Source organism: Arenibacter palladensis, from assembly GCF_900129275.1.
GTDB classification, from domain to species: domain Bacteria; phylum Bacteroidota; class Bacteroidia; order Flavobacteriales; family Flavobacteriaceae; genus Arenibacter; species Arenibacter palladensis.
This window is the reverse complement of sequence record NZ_FQUX01000001.1, coordinates 1,104,001-1,124,020: the sequence shown is the minus strand read 5'-3', so window position 1 is coordinate 1,124,020 and position 20,020 is coordinate 1,104,001. Positions and strand designations below refer to the sequence as shown.

Annotated in this window: 20 protein-coding genes; 10 read left to right on the top strand and 10 right to left on the bottom strand. The window is 38.9% G+C overall.

Annotation, left to right across the window (positions count from 1 at the left end; all coding sequences use genetic code 11):
- Positions 1–221 precede the first annotated feature (221 nt).
- Genes BUA60_RS04455 through BUA60_RS04445 form a run of 3 tightly spaced genes read left to right on the top strand, consistent with a single transcriptional unit; the run spans position 222 to position 2,157 of the window.
- Positions 222–977 carry a slipin family protein gene (locus BUA60_RS04455; RefSeq protein ID WP_072860860.1) on the top strand — a complete coding sequence of 252 codons (756 nt, stop codon included), beginning with the start codon at positions 222–224 and terminating at the stop codon, positions 975–977.
- A gap of 60 nt (positions 978–1,037) precedes the next feature.
- On the top strand, positions 1,038–1,601 hold the full coding sequence (locus BUA60_RS04450) for a DNA-3-methyladenine glycosylase I (RefSeq protein WP_072860489.1): 564 nt from the start codon (positions 1,038–1,040) through the stop codon (positions 1,599–1,601).
- The gene (locus BUA60_RS04445) at positions 1,591–2,157 is read left to right on the top strand and encodes a hypothetical protein (protein WP_072860488.1); all 567 of its coding nucleotides are present in this window, start codon (positions 1,591–1,593) and stop codon (positions 2,155–2,157) included. The genes BUA60_RS04450 and BUA60_RS04445 overlap by 11 nt, the downstream gene beginning before the upstream one ends.
- Positions 2,158–2,180: 23 nt before the next feature.
- Here BUA60_RS04445 and aat read toward each other — a convergent pair whose 3' ends face one another.
- From aat to BUA60_RS04430, 3 genes are all read right to left on the bottom strand, one after another.
- Positions 2,181–2,816, bottom strand: a complete 636-nt coding sequence (gene aat / locus BUA60_RS04440) for a leucyl/phenylalanyl-tRNA--protein transferase (RefSeq protein ID WP_072860487.1) — start codon at positions 2,814–2,816, stop codon at positions 2,181–2,183.
- A gap of 136 nt (positions 2,817–2,952) precedes the next feature.
- The gene (locus tag BUA60_RS04435) at positions 2,953–3,330 is read right to left on the bottom strand and encodes a DUF3127 domain-containing protein (RefSeq protein WP_072860486.1); all 378 of its coding nucleotides are present in this window, start codon (positions 3,328–3,330) and stop codon (positions 2,953–2,955) included.
- A gap of 186 nt (positions 3,331–3,516) precedes the next feature.
- The gene (locus tag BUA60_RS04430) at positions 3,517–4,398 is read right to left on the bottom strand and encodes a flavin reductase family protein (protein ID WP_072860859.1); all 882 of its coding nucleotides are present in this window, start codon (positions 4,396–4,398) and stop codon (positions 3,517–3,519) included.
- A gap of 118 nt (positions 4,399–4,516) precedes the next feature.
- Between BUA60_RS04430 and BUA60_RS04425 the strand changes: the two genes are divergently transcribed.
- Positions 4,517–5,665 (top strand): sensor histidine kinase, encoded by a 1,149-nt coding sequence (locus BUA60_RS04425; RefSeq protein WP_072860485.1) that lies wholly within the window; start codon positions 4,517–4,519, stop codon positions 5,663–5,665.
- Between the two features lie 4 nt (positions 5,666–5,669).
- The gene (locus BUA60_RS04420) at positions 5,670–6,020 is read left to right on the top strand and encodes a hypothetical protein (protein ID WP_072860484.1); all 351 of its coding nucleotides are present in this window, start codon (positions 5,670–5,672) and stop codon (positions 6,018–6,020) included.
- Here BUA60_RS04420 and BUA60_RS04415 read toward each other — a convergent pair.
- Together BUA60_RS04415 and greA are read right to left on the bottom strand one after the other, a co-directional pair.
- Entirely contained in the window at positions 6,013–6,405 is a 393-nt protein-coding gene (locus tag BUA60_RS04415; protein ID WP_072860483.1) for an HIT family protein, read from the bottom strand. The two genes, BUA60_RS04420 and BUA60_RS04415, sit on opposite strands and share 8 nt — an antisense overlap.
- Before the next feature lie 179 nt (positions 6,406–6,584).
- Positions 6,585–7,058, bottom strand: a complete 474-nt coding sequence (gene greA / locus BUA60_RS04410) for a transcription elongation factor GreA (protein ID WP_072860858.1) — start codon at positions 7,056–7,058, stop codon at positions 6,585–6,587.
- Between the two features lie 112 nt (positions 7,059–7,170).
- Here greA and BUA60_RS04405 point away from each other — a divergent pair, with 112 nt between their 5' ends.
- A complete protein-coding gene (locus BUA60_RS04405; protein WP_072860482.1) occupies positions 7,171–7,608 on the top strand; it encodes a Rieske (2Fe-2S) protein in 438 nt (145 codons plus the stop codon).
- Positions 7,609–7,614: 6 nt separating this feature from the next.
- Here BUA60_RS04405 and BUA60_RS04400 read toward each other — a convergent pair whose 3' ends face one another.
- The gene (locus BUA60_RS04400; RefSeq protein ID WP_072860481.1) at positions 7,615–8,604 is read right to left on the bottom strand and encodes a Gfo/Idh/MocA family protein; all 990 of its coding nucleotides are present in this window, start codon (positions 8,602–8,604) and stop codon (positions 7,615–7,617) included.
- Between the two features lie 455 nt (positions 8,605–9,059).
- On the opposite strand from BUA60_RS04400, the gene BUA60_RS04395 reads away from it, so the two are divergent.
- From BUA60_RS04395 to BUA60_RS04385, 3 genes are read left to right on the top strand one after another with little or no spacing between them, the layout of a single operon-like run.
- Positions 9,060–9,656, top strand: a complete 597-nt coding sequence (locus BUA60_RS04395; protein WP_072860480.1) for a 3-keto-disaccharide hydrolase — start codon at positions 9,060–9,062, stop codon at positions 9,654–9,656.
- A gap of 54 nt (positions 9,657–9,710) precedes the next feature.
- Positions 9,711–10,805: a DUF6807 domain-containing protein gene (locus tag BUA60_RS04390; RefSeq protein ID WP_218587884.1), complete on the top strand. Its 1,095-nt coding sequence runs from the start codon at positions 9,711–9,713 to the stop codon at positions 10,803–10,805.
- A gap of 53 nt (positions 10,806–10,858) precedes the next feature.
- Complete coding sequence (locus tag BUA60_RS04385; RefSeq protein ID WP_072860479.1) at positions 10,859–12,235, top strand: Gfo/Idh/MocA family protein; 1,377 nt, start codon at positions 10,859–10,861, stop codon at positions 12,233–12,235.
- A 134-nt stretch (positions 12,236–12,369) separates the two neighbouring features.
- On the opposite strand, the gene BUA60_RS04380 is transcribed toward BUA60_RS04385, so the two are convergent.
- Positions 12,370–14,541: a TonB-dependent receptor gene (locus BUA60_RS04380; RefSeq protein ID WP_072860478.1), complete on the bottom strand. Its 2,172-nt coding sequence runs from the start codon at positions 14,539–14,541 to the stop codon at positions 12,370–12,372.
- 328 nt (positions 14,542–14,869) lie between these two features.
- Here BUA60_RS04380 and BUA60_RS04375 point away from each other — a divergent pair, with 328 nt between their 5' ends.
- On the top strand, positions 14,870–17,341 hold the full coding sequence (locus tag BUA60_RS04375) for a hybrid sensor histidine kinase/response regulator (RefSeq protein ID WP_072860477.1): 2,472 nt from the start codon (positions 14,870–14,872) through the stop codon (positions 17,339–17,341).
- On the opposite strand, the gene BUA60_RS04370 is transcribed toward BUA60_RS04375, so the two are convergent.
- From BUA60_RS04370 to BUA60_RS04360, 3 genes are all read right to left on the bottom strand, one after another.
- The gene (locus BUA60_RS04370; protein WP_072860476.1) at positions 17,316–18,674 is read right to left on the bottom strand and encodes a sigma-54-dependent transcriptional regulator; all 1,359 of its coding nucleotides are present in this window, start codon (positions 18,672–18,674) and stop codon (positions 17,316–17,318) included. The two genes, BUA60_RS04375 and BUA60_RS04370, sit on opposite strands and share 26 nt — an antisense overlap.
- Before the next feature lie 149 nt (positions 18,675–18,823).
- Entirely contained in the window at positions 18,824–19,123 is a 300-nt protein-coding gene (locus BUA60_RS04365) for a hypothetical protein (RefSeq protein WP_072860856.1), read from the bottom strand.
- Between the two features lie 378 nt (positions 19,124–19,501).
- Positions 19,502–19,804, bottom strand: a complete 303-nt coding sequence (locus BUA60_RS04360; RefSeq protein ID WP_072860855.1) for a hypothetical protein — start codon at positions 19,802–19,804, stop codon at positions 19,502–19,504.
- Between the last annotated feature and the right edge of the window lie 216 nt (positions 19,805–20,020).

Sequence of the window (20,020 nt, the reverse complement as noted above, 5' to 3'; positions counted from 1 at the left end):
TAAATAATCATTGCCATTATATACAAATCAATTTAAGCTGACTTTTATTTTTGGCTGCTTTGTAATTTTCGTAACTTTAAGTAAATCTGCCCTTTACAGAATTGGAGTTTTATAATTCTAATCTGATGTTGAAAGATGGACAATTGAAAGATGCAACTAGTTTTCGTTTCAGTCCAAATAATTTTTTAGGAGTTTATTACAAATTTTATAACGTAATTATCATGGCACCACCTTTCATTCTCAGCATAATGCTCATACTATTTCTATTGGCGGGAATACGAGTAGTCTTCGAATACAAAAGAGCATTAAAATTTAGGTTTGGCAAGTATGTAAAGACTTTACAACCAGGTTTCAGGTGGATTATTCCCATTGTGGAGTCCATTCAGGTAGTGGATATCCGCGTTATCACCATCAATATTGTTTCGCAAGAAGTAATGACCGAGGACAATGTTCCCTGCAGTATTGACGGTGTAGTCTTCTTTAAAATAAATGATCCTGAAAAAGCCGTTTTGGAAGTAGAAGAATACCGTTTTGCCATTACCCAATTGGCCCAAGCTGCTTTAAGGGATGTTTGTGGAAAGGTTGAACTGGATACCATCCTGTCCAAACGAGAGGAAATGGGTAAAAATATCAAGGCCATAGTTGAATTGGAAACAAAAGAGTGGGGTATTGAAATTATCGACGTAAAAATTAAGGACATTCAATTACCGGAAAACATGAAGCGTATGATGGCCAACCAAGCAGAAGCGGAAAGGTCCAGAAGGGCACGAATTATCTTGGCCCTTGCCGAAGAACAGGCCGCAGGTAAATTGTTGGAAGCGGGAAAATTAATAGATCAATCGCCTTCCGCCATAAAACTAAGGCTATACCAAACCCTATCCAATATAGCGGCAGAAAAGAATTCCACCATCCTATTTCCCTTCCCGGAAGAAGTTTTACCACGAAACCCCGTAAAAAAAACCAAAAACAAAAAGTAGATAAATCCCATTATTAAAATCAAGGTTTCTTTATCTTTAAACAAAGTTTGAATATTAAAAATGGAAAAACATAGATGTGGCTGGTGTAAGGGCGATGCACTTTACGAAAAGTACCACGATGAAGAATGGGGCGTGCCCCTAAAGGACGATGACCGACTGTTCGAATTTTTGATTTTGGAAACCTTTCAGGCCGGATTAAGCTGGATTACCATCTTGAGAAAAAGGGAGAATTTTAGACAGGCCTTTGATCATTTTGATTACAAGAAAATAGCTAAATACGGGGAATCGAAAATTGAATCCTTGTTGCAGGATGCCGGGATTATTAGGAACAAACTCAAGATAAGGGCCACTGTTACCAACGCCCAAGCCTATATTGACGTTCAAAAGGAATTTGGAAGTTTTAGTAATTATATCTGGGAATTTGTCAATGGCCAACCCATTAAGAACAATCATCGGGATTATAAAAATGCCCCGGCGCATACCCCTTTGTCCGACACCATAAGTAAAGATTTAAAAAAGCGGGGGTTCAAATTTGTAGGAAGCACCGTAATTTATGCCCATATGCAGGCTACCGGCATGGTGAATGACCACGAAATAAACTGTTTTAGATATAATGAAGTTTAGCTATATAACCTTAATGCTATTTTTGCTACTCGGCACAACATGTTATTCCCAAACAAAATTGGAACGGGAACATCGTATTCAAAAATCGCAATTCCCTTCTATAAACATGGACAATTTGCCAATGGAAAACACCAAAAACATAAGGTATTATCGAGAGATTGACACCTCCAAAATTACCTACACCTTAAAATTCAGGAAAGGAAAAATGCATTACCATTTAGATTTCGACGAAAAGGGAACTCTTCAAAATACGGGATTTATAGTAAAGGAAGTTGATATCCCCACGGATACCTATGCCCAGATAAGTTCCGATTTGAATGCGAATTTCGAAAAAATAAAAATTAAATATATCCAACAGCGCTATTTGGGGTCCTCCGAGAATGTCCTAAAAAACACCTTTCAAAATTTGATACTGCCAAGTAATACCTACAAAGTAATGTTTCGCGGCAAAAAGGTGGATCAAAGGGAAGATTATATTGCCATATTTAATGCCGAGGGAAATTTGATTAAAACCACAACGGCCTTACCGGCCAATTACGATCGTGTGCTATATTGAACTCATGTATAGGCATCTAAAAGCTACCCTTTTAAAATTGCAATAAATTGTTTTCTAGGGGTTTCTTCAGCTCCAAGACTTTCCAAGTGCGCCGTGTACACCTGACAATCTATAAGTCTATACTTCTTTTGCTGCAACTCCTTGGCAAGGCATATAAAAGCAAATTTGGATGCATTACTAGTTCTACTGAACATACTCTCTCCACAAAATACATTTCCAAGGTCTATTCCATATAGCCCTCCTACCAAAACATCATTTTCCCATACTTCAATGGACTTTGCAATTTCCATTTGGTGCAATTTTAAGTAGGCACTTTTCATTTCTGGGGTAATCCAGGTTCCATGCTGGCCTTTTCGTATTATTGCTGAACAGGCATTGATCACTTTTTCAAATTCGGTATTCCAAGTAATCCTAAACTTATTGGATTTTATAACTTGGGCCATACTTTTCGAAATCTTCACTTTCTCGGGAAACAAAACCATTCGCGGATCGGGACTCCACCAAAGTATCATGGAATCCTCATTAAACCAAGGAAATATCCCATTCTTATAGGCCAACAGCAGTCGCTCAGGGGACAAATCCCCGCCTACGGCCAATAATCCGTCTTCATCGGCCTTTTCTACATCCGGAAACAACAAGCGATGATTAAGGAGAAACATTTTTGAAGTTAATTAATGGTCCCTAAAATTAAGAAAACCTATTCGGTTACAAACTGAATAGGTTTTCTTATTATTTGAAATTACACCTTATATAAAAAAAAGACATAATTCTGCACCATAAAATTTTTGCCCCTAATTAAAAAGGCAAATCGTCATGATCATCGTCATTGATATTGTCCGCTGGTTCAAAAGCATCCATTGGCGGCACAGGCGGCATCCCTGGAGCATTTGCTTCATCCTGTAAACTTTCTATTCTCCAACCTTGGATGGAATTAAAATATTTGGTCTCCCCCTGTGGGTTGACCCATTCCCTTCCTCTTAGGTTAATACTAATTTTGACAGCTTGACCAACTCCAAAATTATTTAAAAGGTCGCATTTATCCTGTACAAATTCTACCATAATATGTTGTGGATACTGCTCCTCCGTAGTCACCACTACTTCCCTCTTTCTAAATCCGTTGCTCCCAAATGTTTGGGTCTCACCTACCATTTTAATTTTCCCTTGTACTTCCATTTTGCTATTTATATAATTCTACTTTGTATTCTTTTTTTGTCAATATTAAGCATTTTGATCAGGAACACCTAAAACAAAATATCGCATCTTAGTTTTTAGGGGGTCAGCCCTTAAGATAATGCCAAGCATTATCTTATCTAATTTCAATCCAAAGAAAGTAATCCTATAGACCTCATGATGATTCTTCTATGTAGGTATCTTAGCCAATAAAACCTTCCATGCAGAAAGTACATCCTTATTTTTTAGCAACTCCTGGGCCTTAGTATGGAGTAAAGCTTCATCACCTGCACTCAATATGGATCTTACATCCACATTATCATCAACGTACTTCATCACTTCTTCCGGGGATGGCAATTTTTCTATATTGCCCAACATTCCCAAATCATTGCCCGTAAGGACATTGCTCAACCTAATGTGTTCAGGAATTTGGTCAACGCCAATCCCCAAATTGGAAAGTGGTTTGGGCACTTCGAACAATCCCATGTTGGCCCTGCTGTACCAGTTGCCCCCCATCCTCGCCACTTGATCTATTTTATATTGATCAATGGTCCCATTTTCATCCAAAATATCGGCATCTACATGTATCTTCAACACTTCTGAAAAGATTAGGTTACCTGCACCGCCCTCCTTGCCCAATGGCTCCACCTTAACGACCTTGCACTCAAACTGCACCGGGGATTCTGCCACCCTAAAAGGCTTCACCATATCTGAAGCCAACATGGTTAATCCGGACTTGATAAATTCATTCTCGCCCTGCCCGTACTCCGTGCTTGCCAAGGACATTTGTTGCACCATATCATAGTTCACAACATTAATGACCACCTCCATATTGTTTAGCACATTCTCCAAGGTGTGTTTTGTGCTATTATCCCTCACCCTACGGGAAGGAGAAAATATTAAAATAGGCGGATTGGAACTAAAGACATTAAAAAAACTAAAAGGTGATAAATTAGGTCTATTCCTACCATCAATGGTACTGGCAAAAGCAATGGGCCTTGGTCCAACGGCACCCAACAAATACCCATGCAATCTAGCTGTAGGCACTTCTGAGGCAGTGATGGAAACCATTTTTTTCATAGCGGGTAAAGGTACATAAAATGTAGGCAAAATGAAATAAAGTGGTAGATATCAAAATAGAATATCTTTGTCCAAATTGCGTTATCTTTAAGTATAATTTTATAGTTGGATGGATTTTAGTCCTAAAAAGAAAACTTCGAACCTTCTGTTATTAATAGCTTCCTTTGCTATTGTGAGCCTAATACTGTGGAACACCAACAGTTTTTTCAAGAAGTTTAAGGAAGAAGAACGCCATAAAATGGAAATTTGGGCCACGGCACAATCTGAATTTTTGTCCCTTCCCGTTGACGCCGACCCCGGAAATCTGCATATCAAAATCTTTCAGAACAACACTTCCACTCCCATGATACTAGTCAATAAGGACAGTACCATAAAGGTGAACAATATGCCCGGAATCCAGAAAACGGACACTGCTTTTATCCACGGAAAAATCAGCAAATTCAAGGCGGAAAACAAACCTATCTCCATTGAGTACAAGGGAGAGAATCTGGCCACCCTATATTATGGAAATTCCGAGGTGCTCACCAAGTTAAAGTATTACCCCATTGCCCTTTTATTGATCATCTTCCTCTTTGGCACGGTAATCTATTTCTTGTTCAAGACCAATAAAACATCCGAGCAGAATAAGCTTTGGGCCGGAATGGCCAAAGAAACAGCCCACCAAATAGGAACTCCCCTTTCCTCGCTACTAGGTTGGAACGAACTATTGAGGGCCGAAAATATTAATCCAGAAATTACCAAGGAAATTGAAAAGGATATTAGCCGATTGGAAACCATAACGGAACGTTTTTCAAAAATTGGCTCCCTACCCATCCTTAATGAGTACGACATTGTTGAAGAAACAAAGAGTGCATTTGATTACTTAAAATTAAGGAGTTCCAAACTCATTCGTTTTACGTTTAATTCGCAAGTGGACCATGTGCCAGTGCTTTTAAACAGGGCTTTGTACAACTGGACCATTGAAAACTTGGTAAAGAACGGTATAGATGCCATGAGGGGCAAAGGCAGTATTGCCATTGAAATAGTTCCCAATGGGAACTGGGTAAAAGTCTTAATTTCTGATACTGGCAGCGGTATACCCAAAAAGAATTTTCAGACCATATTTAATCCAGGGGTCACTTCTAAAAAAAGGGGATGGGGTCTAGGGCTTTCCTTGGTAAAAAGAATTGTAGAAGAATACCACAAAGGCAAAATTAAAGTACTGACCTCCACAAAGGACGGTACCATAATGCAAATTACATTTAAAGTTAAAAATTAAGGTGATGGCAAAGGAGAAATTAGTTATAATTAAGGAGGCGGATTTAACGAACAATTGTCCTGAATGTTTTAATCAGGAATTAAAGTTGACCTTTTATCAAAGACATACCTATGGTAAGCTTTATGACAGGACCACTAAGGACATCACCCATGAAATTAAATGCAAAAAATGTAATTCCATGATCTATCCGGTTACCTGGACAGAGGACATAGAAAGGGTATATGATTACTACCAAAAAATGATTGCCCCGGACCGAGCCTCCATACGATTTACCACACTGTTTTATGTTTTAACACTTTTGCTTATAATCGTAGTTGCCGCTGGGGTTTACATTGTCGTGGAAGGGATTATTTAATATTGGACTTGATTTTATCCGCTATCTCCGTAAAATCCTTAGGCGTCAATTTAGCCTTATGCTGAAAAGTGGCATCCCTCATTCCATTCAACGGAATTAAATGTACGTGCACATGGGGTACCTCCAAGCCTATTACAGTTAGCCCTACCCTATTACACGGCACACTAGCTTCTATGGCCAAGCCTACTTTCCTGGAAAAGGCCATAAGCCCCAAATAGGTTTCCTCGTCCAGGTCTAAAAGTTTGTCCACCTCTTTTTTAGGGACACATAGGGTATGCCCAAGAGCATTGGGATTAATATCCAAAAAGGCATAATAATTATCGTCCTCGGCAATTTTATAGGACGGAATCTCACCGTTTATAATTCTAGTAAATATTGATGACATATTTCTGATCTTAAATCAAAATAAAAGATAGTACAAATATTTTAAAACATCCCTTCAAACATCTATTTTGTATGCTTGAACAGTCCTCCTACCAGCCATGAAACCCAATACAACCTCCTTAAAAAAAAAAGGCCTCAAATGAATAAATCAATTGAGGCCCAACATATTTTCAAAATAATCTATCTGGAGATTTCCAAAATTTCAAATTTCAATGTTCCATTGGGAACAGTGATTTCTGCAGTATCCCCTACTTTTTTACCCAAAAGTCCCTTGCCTATTGGCGAACTTACAGAAATTTTTGCCGTTTTTAGATCAGCTTCACTTTCTGCCACAAGGGTATATTTCATTTCCATTCCGTTATTTAAGTTTTTCAATTTAACGGTAGACAACACCAACACCTTGGAGGTATCCAATTGCGATTCATCTATTAACCTTGCATTGGCCAAAGTCTCTTCCATCTTGGAAATTTTCATCTCCAACAAACCTTGTGCCTCTTTAGCGGCATCATACTCGGCATTTTCAGACAAATCCCCTTTATCCCTAGCTTCACCTATGGCTTGTGAAGCCTTTGGACGCTCAACATCCTTTAGATAATTAAGCTCATCTCTCAATTTTTTTAGCCCCTCTGCTGTATAATAAGATACCTTACTCATAAGTTCTACATTAATTAAATAGGAAAATCCTCTTTTTTTTAAAGAGGATTTAAGACAAATATACATAAATTTTGTTCAATTTTGCTTAAGTTATTTAAATAGGCAAAGAGGTATGAAACGCATATTGGTAATATTACTTTTCTTTTTTTTATTGTCCTGCGACAAGAACTCTACCAATAGAAATCCTTACCTACAAGAAGTTAGCTTTAGTTTTAGTCTTAATTTGAACCTACCTCTTTACAGCGCTTTGACCAATACAGGTAGTGCCATCTATGTGGGAAACGCTACAGTTGGCACCCGAGGTGCATTTGTTATCAATACCGGATTCAACTCTTTCATGGCCTGGGAGGCAAGCTGCCCCAACCATGCCCCAAATGACTGTTCCACAATGTCTTTAAATGGGCAGTTGGTTACCTGCTCCTGTGAAGGTTATCAATACAATTTGTTTACCGGACAATTAATGAACAGGCCGGACGATGGTAAGAGTTATCACGACCTACTTTTTTACCGTGCCACCTATAGTGGCAATTCCGTAATCATCTCCAATTAACAACCCTTAGATCTGTCCTAAGATTTTATCCATTATCCAGCTGGTATGCACTCCCGACTTCCCAGTTGAAGGATGCTCCCTGTTTTCCAACAAATCTGCCCGTAAGTTTTCCACATGAAATTGCTGTACGTGCTTTGGGTGATCAATAAAGAGATTTTGAATACCATTTTCATTGCTTAGGGTGATATCCCCTTCATCAAAAACTGGAAAAGATATTTTACCGGCACTGCCTATAATTTCCACCATATCCACTCTTTCCGAGGTGCCAAAATTCCAACTGCCTTCCCCAGTAACTCCATTTTTGTATATCCAACAAGCGGCGATGGCATCTTTTGCAGTATATAGTCCTTGTTGGTTGGTGCTTACCCCAAAGACATTTTCAATATCCCCGAGATAAAATGAAAACAAATCCAACCCATGGCTTGCCAAATCATCAAAATAACCCCCTGGGGCAATTTCAACATCGGTCCGCCAATTGTATGTTTTATCAAGATCTTCAGCACTTGGGGGCTTGGACAAATGCCATCGGATATGTCTTACTTCCCCAATATCACCATTGTCTATCCATTCCTTAATTTTTAGAAACCTAGGCAAGGAGCGCCTATAATAAGCTACAAAAAGCGGCAAATTTCTTTCCTTAAAAGCATTGTACATCTCCAAACTGTCCACATAGCTTGGGGCCATGGGTTTCTCCACACAACAAGGCTTGCCCGCTTTGGCCACCATTAAGGCATAATGTTTATGGGTATCCGGTGGAGTGGCAATATAAACGGCATCTACCTCTGGATCCGCTATCAAATCCTCTGCTTTGGAATAAAATTTAGGGACTCCATGTCTTTTGGCATAGTCCTCTGCCTTTTCTTCATCCCTTCGCATAACAGCTATCAATTCAAAATCTTTGGTCTGTTGATAAGGTGGCCCGCTTTTAACCTCAGTAACCGCTCCACAACCAATTATGCCCCATCGCAGTGGTTTCTTGTAACTAGTATTGTTCATTATCTAAAATTTAAAGGTTTTGGCTATCTACTTGAATCACAAAAATAACGGTTATAAAATGAATAAAATACACCAAAATTTAGGATTCCTCTTAATGCCCTAAAATATTACCAAAATTCTTAAAATTGAAATGAAAAGAAGCTTACATCTATTTGAATCTTGAAAAATGAAAACTTAATTATCTGTTATGCAGCACAGCTATTGTTCTTTTTTATTGAAAGACCATGCCCAACTTCACAATTCTTAACTCTACTTAATGGTATTTTACCAATACTTAGCTTATCCTCAAATTTTGGCAGATAAAATTGGAAAATGACATAGTTTTTAAATAGTTTTATAAAAAAACGGTACGGTATTAACAATAATTTGATGTACTGCTCAATAATTTAAGAACTGTTTTTATTAATCATTGACCACATTCCTATATAGAGTATCACCGTTAAAACCTTAATTACATGAAAGCTAAAATTATTTGTACGTTTCTTCTAGTGAATTTTATTACGTTAAACATGTTTGCACAAGACCCTGTACTTAAAAGTGCTTTTAACGGAAAAAATCTCAAAGGATGGGTTGTTCCTGAAAACAACATATGGTGGTCCGTGGAAAACGGAATATTACGGGCCAAAAGTGGTCCCGATAAAAAGGGATCTATTTTATGGACCGACAAGGAATATACCGATTTCGTAATTGAAACCGACTTCAGATATGACGAGGGAACAGTAGATACGGGGATTTTCCTTAGAAACGACAAAGAACAGATTCAAATGGGTATTTCAGGCTCTTTAAAGCGAGATATGACCGGCTCCCCCTATATTGTAGGAAAAAAGTATCCCGTAGAAGCCCAAAACGTCAAAGAGATCCTAAAGCCCAACGACTGGAATACCATAAAAGTGATAGCCATTGCCGGTTATTACGAAGTTTGGCTCAACAACAAACACGTTATGAGCTACACTTCCGACAGTTATGTTAAAACGGGACCCATAGGCTTGCAACTACACCCAAACACCGAGATGACCGCCAGCTTCCGAAACATTAAAATTGGAAAAATGTAGTGGAACTATTGGCTCGCGGAACAAATTAATCTAATTCAATATCGATCAACAAGAATGAACACACCAAAATTACTTCTTAAATCGGGTTTAAGCAGTGTTATAGCCCTAGTCTTTATGGTATCCTGTAAGCAGGCCAAGTCTGATAAAACGGTCGAGGCCGACATTCAACCCAAGACAGAAAAAAGAATAAAACTAGTCCGTAACGATCAAGAGAAAAAGGTGGATGTATTTATTGATGGCAATCTATTTACCTCCTATATCTACCCCACCAACATTAAAAAACCCGTATTATACCCTTTAATAACCCCTAAGGGCACCAAAATCACCAGAAAATATCCCCTGGAACCATCCGTCGGAGAAAGGGTGGACCATCCGCATCACGTAGGAGTCTGGTTCAATTACGGTGATGTTAACGGCTTGGATTTTTGGAACAATTCAGATTCCATTAAGGTTGAAAAGAGAGGAAGTTATGGTACCATTATTCACAAGGAGATACTGGGCATGGAAGACGGCAATGAGGAAGGAAGCCTAAAGGTAACCATGGATTGGGTTTCCAACGAAGGAAAGGTTTTATTAAAAGAAAACACCACTTTTATTTTTAGAGGCGATCACGATGAATATTCCATAGATCGTATCACCAACCTTTCTGCCCCCAATGAAAAAGTGATTTTTAAGGATAACAAGGAGGGAGTTCTGGGCATAAGGGTTACACGCGAATTGGAGCACCCTTCCGACAAGCCCGATATTTTTACCGATTCCAATGGAATCCCTACAGGAGTCCCTGTACTAAACAATGAAGGTGTAAATGGAAATTACATTAATAGCGAAAATATTGAAGGAAATGACTGTTGGGGAAAAAGATCCAATTGGGTGAATTTAAGATCCAACATTGGGGACGAAAAAATATCCTTGGCAATACTGGACCATACTTCCAATGCCGGTTATCCTACCTATTGGCATACCCGTGGTTATGGCCTTTTTGCAGCCAATCCTTTAGGACAGGAAGTCTTTAGTGATGGCAAGGAATCGTTGAACCTAAGCCTGGACCAAGGGGAGGATGTAACCTTTAAACATCGAATTATAGTTGCCAGTAAAAATTTGGAAAAGTCCGAACTTGATGCGGAATTTGACAAATTCTCAGCCCAATAAATTGCTACAAGGCTTATCAAAGAAAATCCTAATACTATTTATAAAACATAATTATGGACAACAGAAGAGACTTTATTAAAAAAACTACCCTTGCCAGTACCGGTGTTGTTGTTGGCGCATCTGCCTTTTCCGCAAAATCTTACGGAAACATTATTGGTGCCAATGACCGTGTAATCCTAGGGTCTATTGGTGTTAGGGGTCGTGGAAGTAATTTGTTGGAAAATTTTTCCGAGATGTACAATGATGGAGTACATATTAAAACCGTTTGTGATGTTGACTCTGCCGTTTTGGGCGATAATGTAAAAATGGCTGCCAAAAACCAAAAAGGCAACAAACCAGGTACGGAGGAAGATATGCGCCGAGTATTTGAGGACAAGGAAATAGACGCCGTAGTAGTAGCAGTTCCCAATCATTGGCACGCACTGGCCACCATCTGGGCCTGCCAGGCAGGAAAACATGTGTATGTTGAAAAACCTAGCTCCCATAATGTTTGGGAGGGAAGAAAAATGGTTGAGGCTGCACGAAAATATAATCGAGTGGTACAGGTAGGATTCCAAAACAGATCCATAAGCAATGTAATGCAGGCCATGGATTTCTTGCATCGTGGGGGTATTGGAGAGGTATTTCTATCTCGAGGCAACTGTTTTAAACCTAGGGATTCCTTCGGAATTTCCCCAGATAGCGTATCACCATCAACTTTGAACTATGATCTTTGGCTGGGTCCTGCAACCTATAGGCCTTATAATGAAAAAAAGGGACACTATAATTGGCATTGGCACTGGGATACCGGTAATGGTGACACCGGCAACCAAGGGCCACATCAATTTGATATCGCCAGATGGGGTCTCAACAAAAAAGTACATCCGGTAAAAGTGCAGTCTATGGGAGGTATTTTTGGATTTACACCCCAGGAATGTTCACAGGAAACCCCAAACACCCAAACTTCGGTTTTTGAATATGAGGATGGAAAAATATTGGAATTTGAAACCCGCGGCAGGTACACCAACCATGAGGCCAATTTAGGCATTAAGATTGGGAATATGTTTTACGGAACGGAAGGATGGATGGAAGTAAACGGCTCTACCTGGAAAGCGTACAGAGGAAAGGAAACAGAACCCTTTGCAGGTTCTGAAATGGCCGGTAGCGCTGCCGTTGGAGGCGACACCTCCTTTTTGACCGCCCCTGACAGCAAAGGTCATTATGGGAACTTTATAGACGGGGTTCGCTCAGGAAGCCATCATGTTTTAAATTGCGATATAGAGACAGGGCATATGTCCACCGTTCTTCCCTTGATTGCCAATATAGCTTACCGTGTAGGGGAAACTTTAAAATTTAATGGAGAGTTCGAAAAATTTATTAATAATGAAGAAGCTGATCTAATGCTTACCAGAAAGTACAGGTATCCGTATATAGTGCCTGAAAATGTATAATCTTCTTCCGAAGAATTAGTTCTCCTAAACGGTATAGTTCTATTATAAAGGGGAATATAAAAACAAACCCCTATGTTGGCCGAATAAGCCAACATAGGGGTTTTAAAGTTTTGGAATAAAACAGTAATGTGCTCCTAAAAACTTATAGATGCCCCAAGAAGGAAATTAATTCCTGCCTGCGGATAATAACCAGCTCCTTCATAGGTGGTAACGGTTCCGGGAACTGAATAATCATCATCAAAAGTATAAAAGTATCCATTGGACACATATAAGGAATCGAATATGTTATTGACCAATCCAGATAAAACTATGCTCTTAACAAATCCACCGGTGCTGATTTCGTATTGCACATTAAAATCGGTTTGAGAATACGAATCCAACTTAGATCCTTCGGAATCTATATTACCCATATATTGTTCTCCAACAAACTTGGTCAACAAGCTTAATTGGACATTTTCCTTAGGCTGATAGGTTAAAACGTTTCCTACAATAATATCTGGCGAAAAGGAAATATGGGTATCCCCAAGTTCTTGCAGTTCGCCATCACGTTGAAACACAAAATCCTTGTTTCTGTTTCTGCTCAAGGCCACATTGGGACGTATTTTAAACTGATTTCCCAAGGCTATGGTAGCGTCAATTTCCAAACCTAAACGGTAACTGTCCCCAACATTGGCACGTAAAGGGGCTCCAACATCATTTAATTCACCAGTGAGCACCAATTGATCCTTATATCCCATAAAGTACACATTGGTATTCAATTGTACATCCGGAGAAATATAGCGCCATCCCAACTCATAATCGTTCAACTTTTCAGGCTTAGGGCTACCGTTTTCATAATCATTTCTGTTGGGTTCACGATTGGCCCTGGCATAAGAGAGGTAAAAATTATTATTTACGTTCAGATCATAGGTAATCCCAAGCTTGGGGTTGAAAAAATTAAAGGTATCATCAACGAGTCCTGTGTCTTCCCCATTTGCCTCATAACCAATGGTCCTAAACTGTATATCTCCATAGGCACTCCATTGGTCGTTAAACTTGTAATTGGCCTTGGCAAAAAGATTTAGGTCTGTTTTAACGGAACTGTCATCATAATACCTGTCTTCATAATCCTTATTGTTGGAAAAACGGGCCCAAATAATTTCACCGAAATGGCTTCCTTCATATTTGTTCCAACCTCCTCCAAGAATTAAATTCAAACTCTCTTTATCATAATTTGCGGAAAAAGTGGTTCCGTAAAAATCATTCACCAGCCAGCGCCTGCGTATTAGATCGGTTTCATCCACTACTTCCCCATCAACCATTATTGGCTCAATTCCATAGGTGCCAAAATCATCATCTTCCTTATATTGTTCAAAAAAACCTCTTCCTTTAGTAAAATGGAATGCCAGGTTGGTATTCCAATTATCCGCAATTTGTTCGTTCCAATGCAATTGAAAATGATTCTGCCTATAATTATCCACTTCGTGGTCATAAAACTGGGTAATTCCATTTTCATCGGTATAGATTCCCGCGGAATTGAAAGTCCTGTCAGATTCCAAGGTTTCGGCATCTATTCCGTTCCAAGCCTGATAGGTTATTTCATGCCCACCAAAGAGCAATGCTTTCACCAAAGTATTGTCATCCACATAGGACCCTTGTAAAAAATAGGAATCCAATTCGGAAGAAGCCCTGTCAATGTAGCCGTCAGAAGTAATTCGGGACAAGCGCCCGGCAATTTCCACATGATCGTTCAACAATCCGGTGCTAAACTTTAAATTGTTCCTAAGTGTTCCAAAACTACCTATGGAAGACGAAATCTGACCAAAAGCCTCGTCGGAAACGGCATCGGTCAACAAATTTAAACTGGCTCCAAAGGCTCCCGATCCATTTGTTGATGTTCCCACCCCACGTTGTAGTTGCAAGCTTTCTGTGGAAGAGGCAAAATCGGGCATGTTTACCCAAAACGAACCATGCGATTCGGCATCGTTGTAGGGAATCCCGTTAATGGTAACGTTTACACGCGTACCGTCACTTCCACGAACCCGGATACCTGTGTAACCAACACCTGCACCAGCATCGGAAGTGGTAACCACGGCTGGAAGAAAATTCATTAAAATAGGAATATCCTGTCCTAAATTTCTGGGTTTGATTTGTTCTTTGGTGAGGTTGGTAAAGGTTACCGGAGATTGCTTGGTAACCCTAACGGCGGATACCAATACCTCATCCAAGGCAATTTCTTTTCCTTCCAAAGAATCTTTGGGTTTCTCTTGGCCAATCGCCAAAAGCGTAGTCGCTACGATAGCGACCGTTGTGAACATAGTTTTCATCCGTAATACATTTGTTACGAATAAAAGGGGCTATTATTCTTGTTAAAAATTGATTTTTGTTTTTTTCCGATTACAAAATTGTATCGAAAATAAAACGTTGGAAATTCCAAAACGCGATTTTCGCATCCCTTGGCAGCATTACCTGCCCAGGTTCCTTGGGTATAATCTCAGCCTGACCTAACAAGCACCCCTTTGAGACGGGCGCAAATTTACATACGCCCATTCTAATATCATAATAAAAAGCAATAAATAATTAACTATAATTTATAGACCATTGGGCCTTGAAATACGTAAATTAGAATAACAGCCGTAAAAACTGGAATTATTAATGAACAAGACTAAGAACAAATTCACCTTTAAAATAATGTTCAGCTACTTAATGCTTGGGATATTGACCCTAGTTGTGGCCTATTTTATATTTTCTGAAATAAAGGTATTTGTATCTACAGACACAGCAACGGAAAATGATGCCAAATTACTAAAAACAGGCTCCCTGCTAACGGAACTATATGAGGCGGAAAGTCTTTCCAAACTGGCGCTCCAAAAAAAGACTCCAAAAAGTTTTACGGCCTATGCCCAAAAGATAGATTCCATCTTTATCACCATAGACTCCCTTAAGTTACTAACGGTTAATGACTATCAAAAGGAAATGTTGGATAGCGTGCAGGGTCTTCTTAAAAAAAAGGTATTCAACAGCAATGAACTACTTCGATTAAAAAGAAAAAGCGAAACCAACAATTCTATAGACAATGCCCTCAAGGAATTCAGTAAAATTGAGGAATCCCTTGGAAAAATTACTCCTGAAAGCCTTAATCCCAATTATTCGGACTTACCTCCTGATGCTAAGAATACCTTAAAAAAATGGGCAGAATACCTAAGTGAAAACGTCCCAAAAGACACCAGTAACATTCCTGTTTCCCAACGGGTAGATTCTGTTTTAACGGTTTCCAAATCGCTTTTGGCCGAGGCAAAACAGAGCAATACCAAGGCCTTGCGTTCGGTAGCGCAGAAAGAATTGCAATTAAGTAGGGCCGACCTGGAAATTTCCCAACAGCTACGAAGTATTATTTCTGCCTTTGAACAGGAAGTAATAACAAAGTCCTACAATGACAACCTAAAAAAACAAACTGCCCTAAAAAGAAGCCTACGTGTGGCCGGTTTTGCCAGCTTGCTGGGCATAGCCATTGTGGGTCTCTTCACTTTTTTGATTACCAAAGATTATTGGAAGGTACAACTGTACAGACAGCAGCTAGAGAAGGAAAAGAAATTTTCCGAATCCCTTTTAAGAAGTCGGGAACAACTAATCTCTACGGTCAGCCATGACCTGCGAACGCCATTGAATACCATAACAGGTTATTCAGAATTAATGGAAAACACAGGGCTCTCGGGCAAACAGGTATCCTATTTAAAGAATGTAAAATCCGCATCAAAATATGTGGATAGCCTAGTGAACGATCTATTGGATTTTTCTAAATTGGAGGCGGGAAAAATCAAGATAGACCAGACAGCATTTATACTTTCCGATCTTATTAGGGAAACTGCCGAAAACCTCAAGGAAATACATTTAACGAAACCCATAGAACTCCAGCTAAAAATAGACAGGCAATTGGATAATCCCGTTTTGGGAGATCCTTTTAGGATAAGACAAATTTTGACCAACCTAATTGGCAATGCCTATAAATTTACCGACGAAGGATTCATAAAAGTTGAAGCTAAGGTAAAAGGTGAGGACAATGGCAATTACCAAACCTCAATTCAGGTTACCGATTCTGGCATAGGTATTAAAAAAGAAAAACAAGAGCACATTTTTAAGGAGTTTACCCAGGCCGAGGACCATATGGACAAAAAATATGGCGGTTACGGACTAGGCCTTACCATTTCCAAAAAACTCACCGAACTCTTAGGTGGAAAAATTAGTCTCCAAAGCGAGGAAAACAAAGGCAGTACATTTACGGTTGAAATTCCACTGGAGATATCAAAAAAACCATTGAATTCTCCCAAGAAAATAGAAATCAACCCAAAAATTAAGTTATCCCTCCTTATCATAGATGATGACCCTGCTATGCTAAAACTACTTAAGGAAGTTTGTCAACATTTAGGACTCTCTTCCCTTACTTACAATAATTTTTATGAGGTTTCAAAAACAGGAATACTTAAGTACAACATGGTCCTGACCGATATTCAAATGCCAAATATCACAGGTTTTGAAGTGTTGAGCAATCTACAAAACGGCACATATTCACATTTTGCCGGGCAACCCATAGTAGCCATGACCGGGAGAAAGGATTTAAAAAGAGAGCAGTATATTGAAGCAGGTTTTTCAGATATCTTACAGAAACCTTTTACCAAAGATATGTTCCTGAAAGTATTGACCAACTTATTCCCCCATTCAGTTCATGAAGAAGCAGATAGTAAAACGAAACCTCTCATCACCTCCGGTTCCAACCTATTCCATCTTGGCGTTATTTCCTCATTTTTAGGTGATGATGAGGAGGGCATCGCCGAAGTTTTACAGACCTTTATTACCGACACCAAAACCAATATGGAAAGATTGAAAAAGGCTGTAGATGACTTGGACATTAAAAAAGTGAATGTTGTGTCTCACAGAATGCTCCCCATGTTCCGTCAATTAAATAGTACGGAAATCGTTCCTATTCTAGAACAAATGGAAATTTTGGAAATGGGCCAACGGGAACATAAGGATTTAAAACAAACTTACAGGGACCTCCATAACAAATGCACCGTTTTAATCTTGGCCATTAAATCGTATTTGGCTACAAGTCCAAATTATAGTGATTAATTTTGTTGTATAGCGTTTTCCTTGTAATCTGCAGCAATTTGGCCGCTTTGGACTTATTAAAATTTGATTGTTTTAAGGCCTTAACTATTTGTTCCTTCTCATAATCGGCTTTGGAAAAGTTATCGACATTAACATTGCTTTCCTTACTTCTATAAACTTCTTTAGGCAAAGCTTCCTTCTCCACCGTATTCCCACTGGTCAACAATACTGCCCTTTTTATAACGTTCTGCAATTCCCGTAAATTTCCGGGCCAATGATATTGCCTAAATATATCTTTTACATCTTCTGAAAAACCCTCCACATTTTTTCCTAGGGATCGGTTGGCCTTTCGCAAAAAGAAGTCCGCGAAAAGTGGCAGGTCTTCAACACGATCCTCCAGAGACGGAATTTCCACTGAAAATTCGTTGATCCTATGAAATAGATCTTCCCTAAAACTACCGTTTTCAACAGCTTCTGTAAGGTCTTCGTTTGTGGCGGTTACAATTCTGATATCTACGTCTATCTCCTTATTGCTTCCCACTCTTTTAATTTTCCTTTCCTGTAGGGCCCTTAATAACTGAATTTGGTTTTCATACGAAAGGTTCCCTATTTCGTCCAAAAACAGGGTACCCCCATTGGCTGCTTCAAAATGCCCCTTCTTGTCCTCCACGGCTCCGGTAAAACTACCTTTAACATGCCCAAAAAATTCACTCGTGGCAATTTCCTTGGGAATGGCTCCGCAATCTACAGCCACAAAACTTTGTTCTTTGCGTTTGCTATTGTCGTGTATTGCCCTTGCAGTTACCTCTTTCCCTGTACCACTTTCCCCGGTAATTAAAACGGACATGTCCGTTGGGGCTACCAGCTTAATATACTCGTGCAATTTTTTGGAAGCCTCACTCAGTCCAACAACAACCCTATTCTCCGATGGTTCATCTACCGTATTTTCAAACTTATGGCTTTCCTTTGTCCCACTATCCAATTGCCTATCGGCCTCTTGGTTTAAGGCACTCTTGATCTGCATTAAAATTTCCTCTGGCGTAAAAGGTTTGGAAATGTAGTCATAGGCACCTTTTTTCATGGCCTCCACAGCAGAAGTTACCTCCGCATAACCCGTCATTACAATAACCTGTGTCTTTGGGTTTACATCCTTGATATCGGATAACAGTTGTAGCCCATCATAATTGGGGAGGCGCAAATCTGTCAATACTAAATTATAGGTGGTTGCCTTGAATTTGGTCTTGGCATCCTGGGCCGTAAAACTAACGTCAACATCGTAACCGTTTCTAATCAAAAACTTTTGAAGCATTTGACAAAAAGCGGCGTCATCTTCAATGATAAGGAGTTTGGGCATACCTTTCTATTACAATTTACTATTGATAGTAAAAATACCATAAGAAAGTTAGTTGCCTTTAAAAATTTTCATAAAAAAGAGGGGGATTGTATAAAACAATCCCCCTCTTACCAAACCAACTTGATACAAAACAAATAATTCAAGTTTTACTATAGTTCTATCCAATTACCGTCCATATCGGCATACAAAGTACCTGTAGTACCGTCCTCCAAGGTTACTTCCAACTTATATTGCTCTTGCTTATTTACATAAGCCTTGCTGATACTACCGGAAGGATAGTCAGTAGAAACCGCTGTTGAAACCGCTTCTGGTAAATCACTTGTTTCTATTTCAGAGAAGTCGTCCTGAGCTATTACGGTTTGTGTAGTTTCTAGGGCTACATCTTCACCTTGGGCAAATGCGGTTAGACTTCCGAATGATAATACTGCTACAAAAAATAATTTTTTCATGATTTTCATTTTAATAGTTAAACTTGTTATATCTATTGAAAATATGATACCAAAATTCAAATAACACCCAATAAGAGCGTAACTTACTGTAAACGTATGGGTTACAAAATGTATGTAAAAAATTGAACTGTGTATTTTTGTGTATCAAACCCATTTAATGGGTAAAAACTAAACACTCCATATTTTGAATTCCATTAATATTTCAAAGACAGATTCCATTTTACTTAATTCTTTAGTAATAAAAGCCGCCAAAACAATGGTTATACTATTTAGTTGGGCATCATTACTCCACCTTAATAATAGTAGAAACAAAAAATGGGATCGTTAAAACAACCCCATTAATATTGGACGCACCAATAATATTAAAATAAACACATCCTATCTTTCTATCCATTCACCGTCTTTATCCGCATATATAGTTCCACTATTCCCTTCCTTCAAAATTATATCCAACCGGAATTGTTGGGAGTTGTTTACATATGCTTTATTGATAACCGCAGAAGGGTAATAGGTATTTATTGCCTTGGTCACTGCTTCGGGCAATTCTGCTGCCCCTATTTCCGAGAACTTATCTTGGGCAACGCTCATTTCCGTAACCGCCCCCTTTACTACTTTGTTCTCCTGTGCACAGGCGGTTAAACTTGTTATTGATAATGCAATTCCAAAAAATAGTTTTCTCATGATTCTAATTTTAATAATTATTACCATTACCTATGAAAAAACGATACCGAACTCAATTACAGTACTTATTTGTTTGATTTTCAACTATTTAAACAAGATTTGCTATTGTATTGGAACTGTGTAATAATGGGTATTTAGGATTTATCTTGTGTTAAAATTACACAACATTCCCTTATTCCTGGACCACAATGCTAACCAGAAAACCCGTGAATTGGA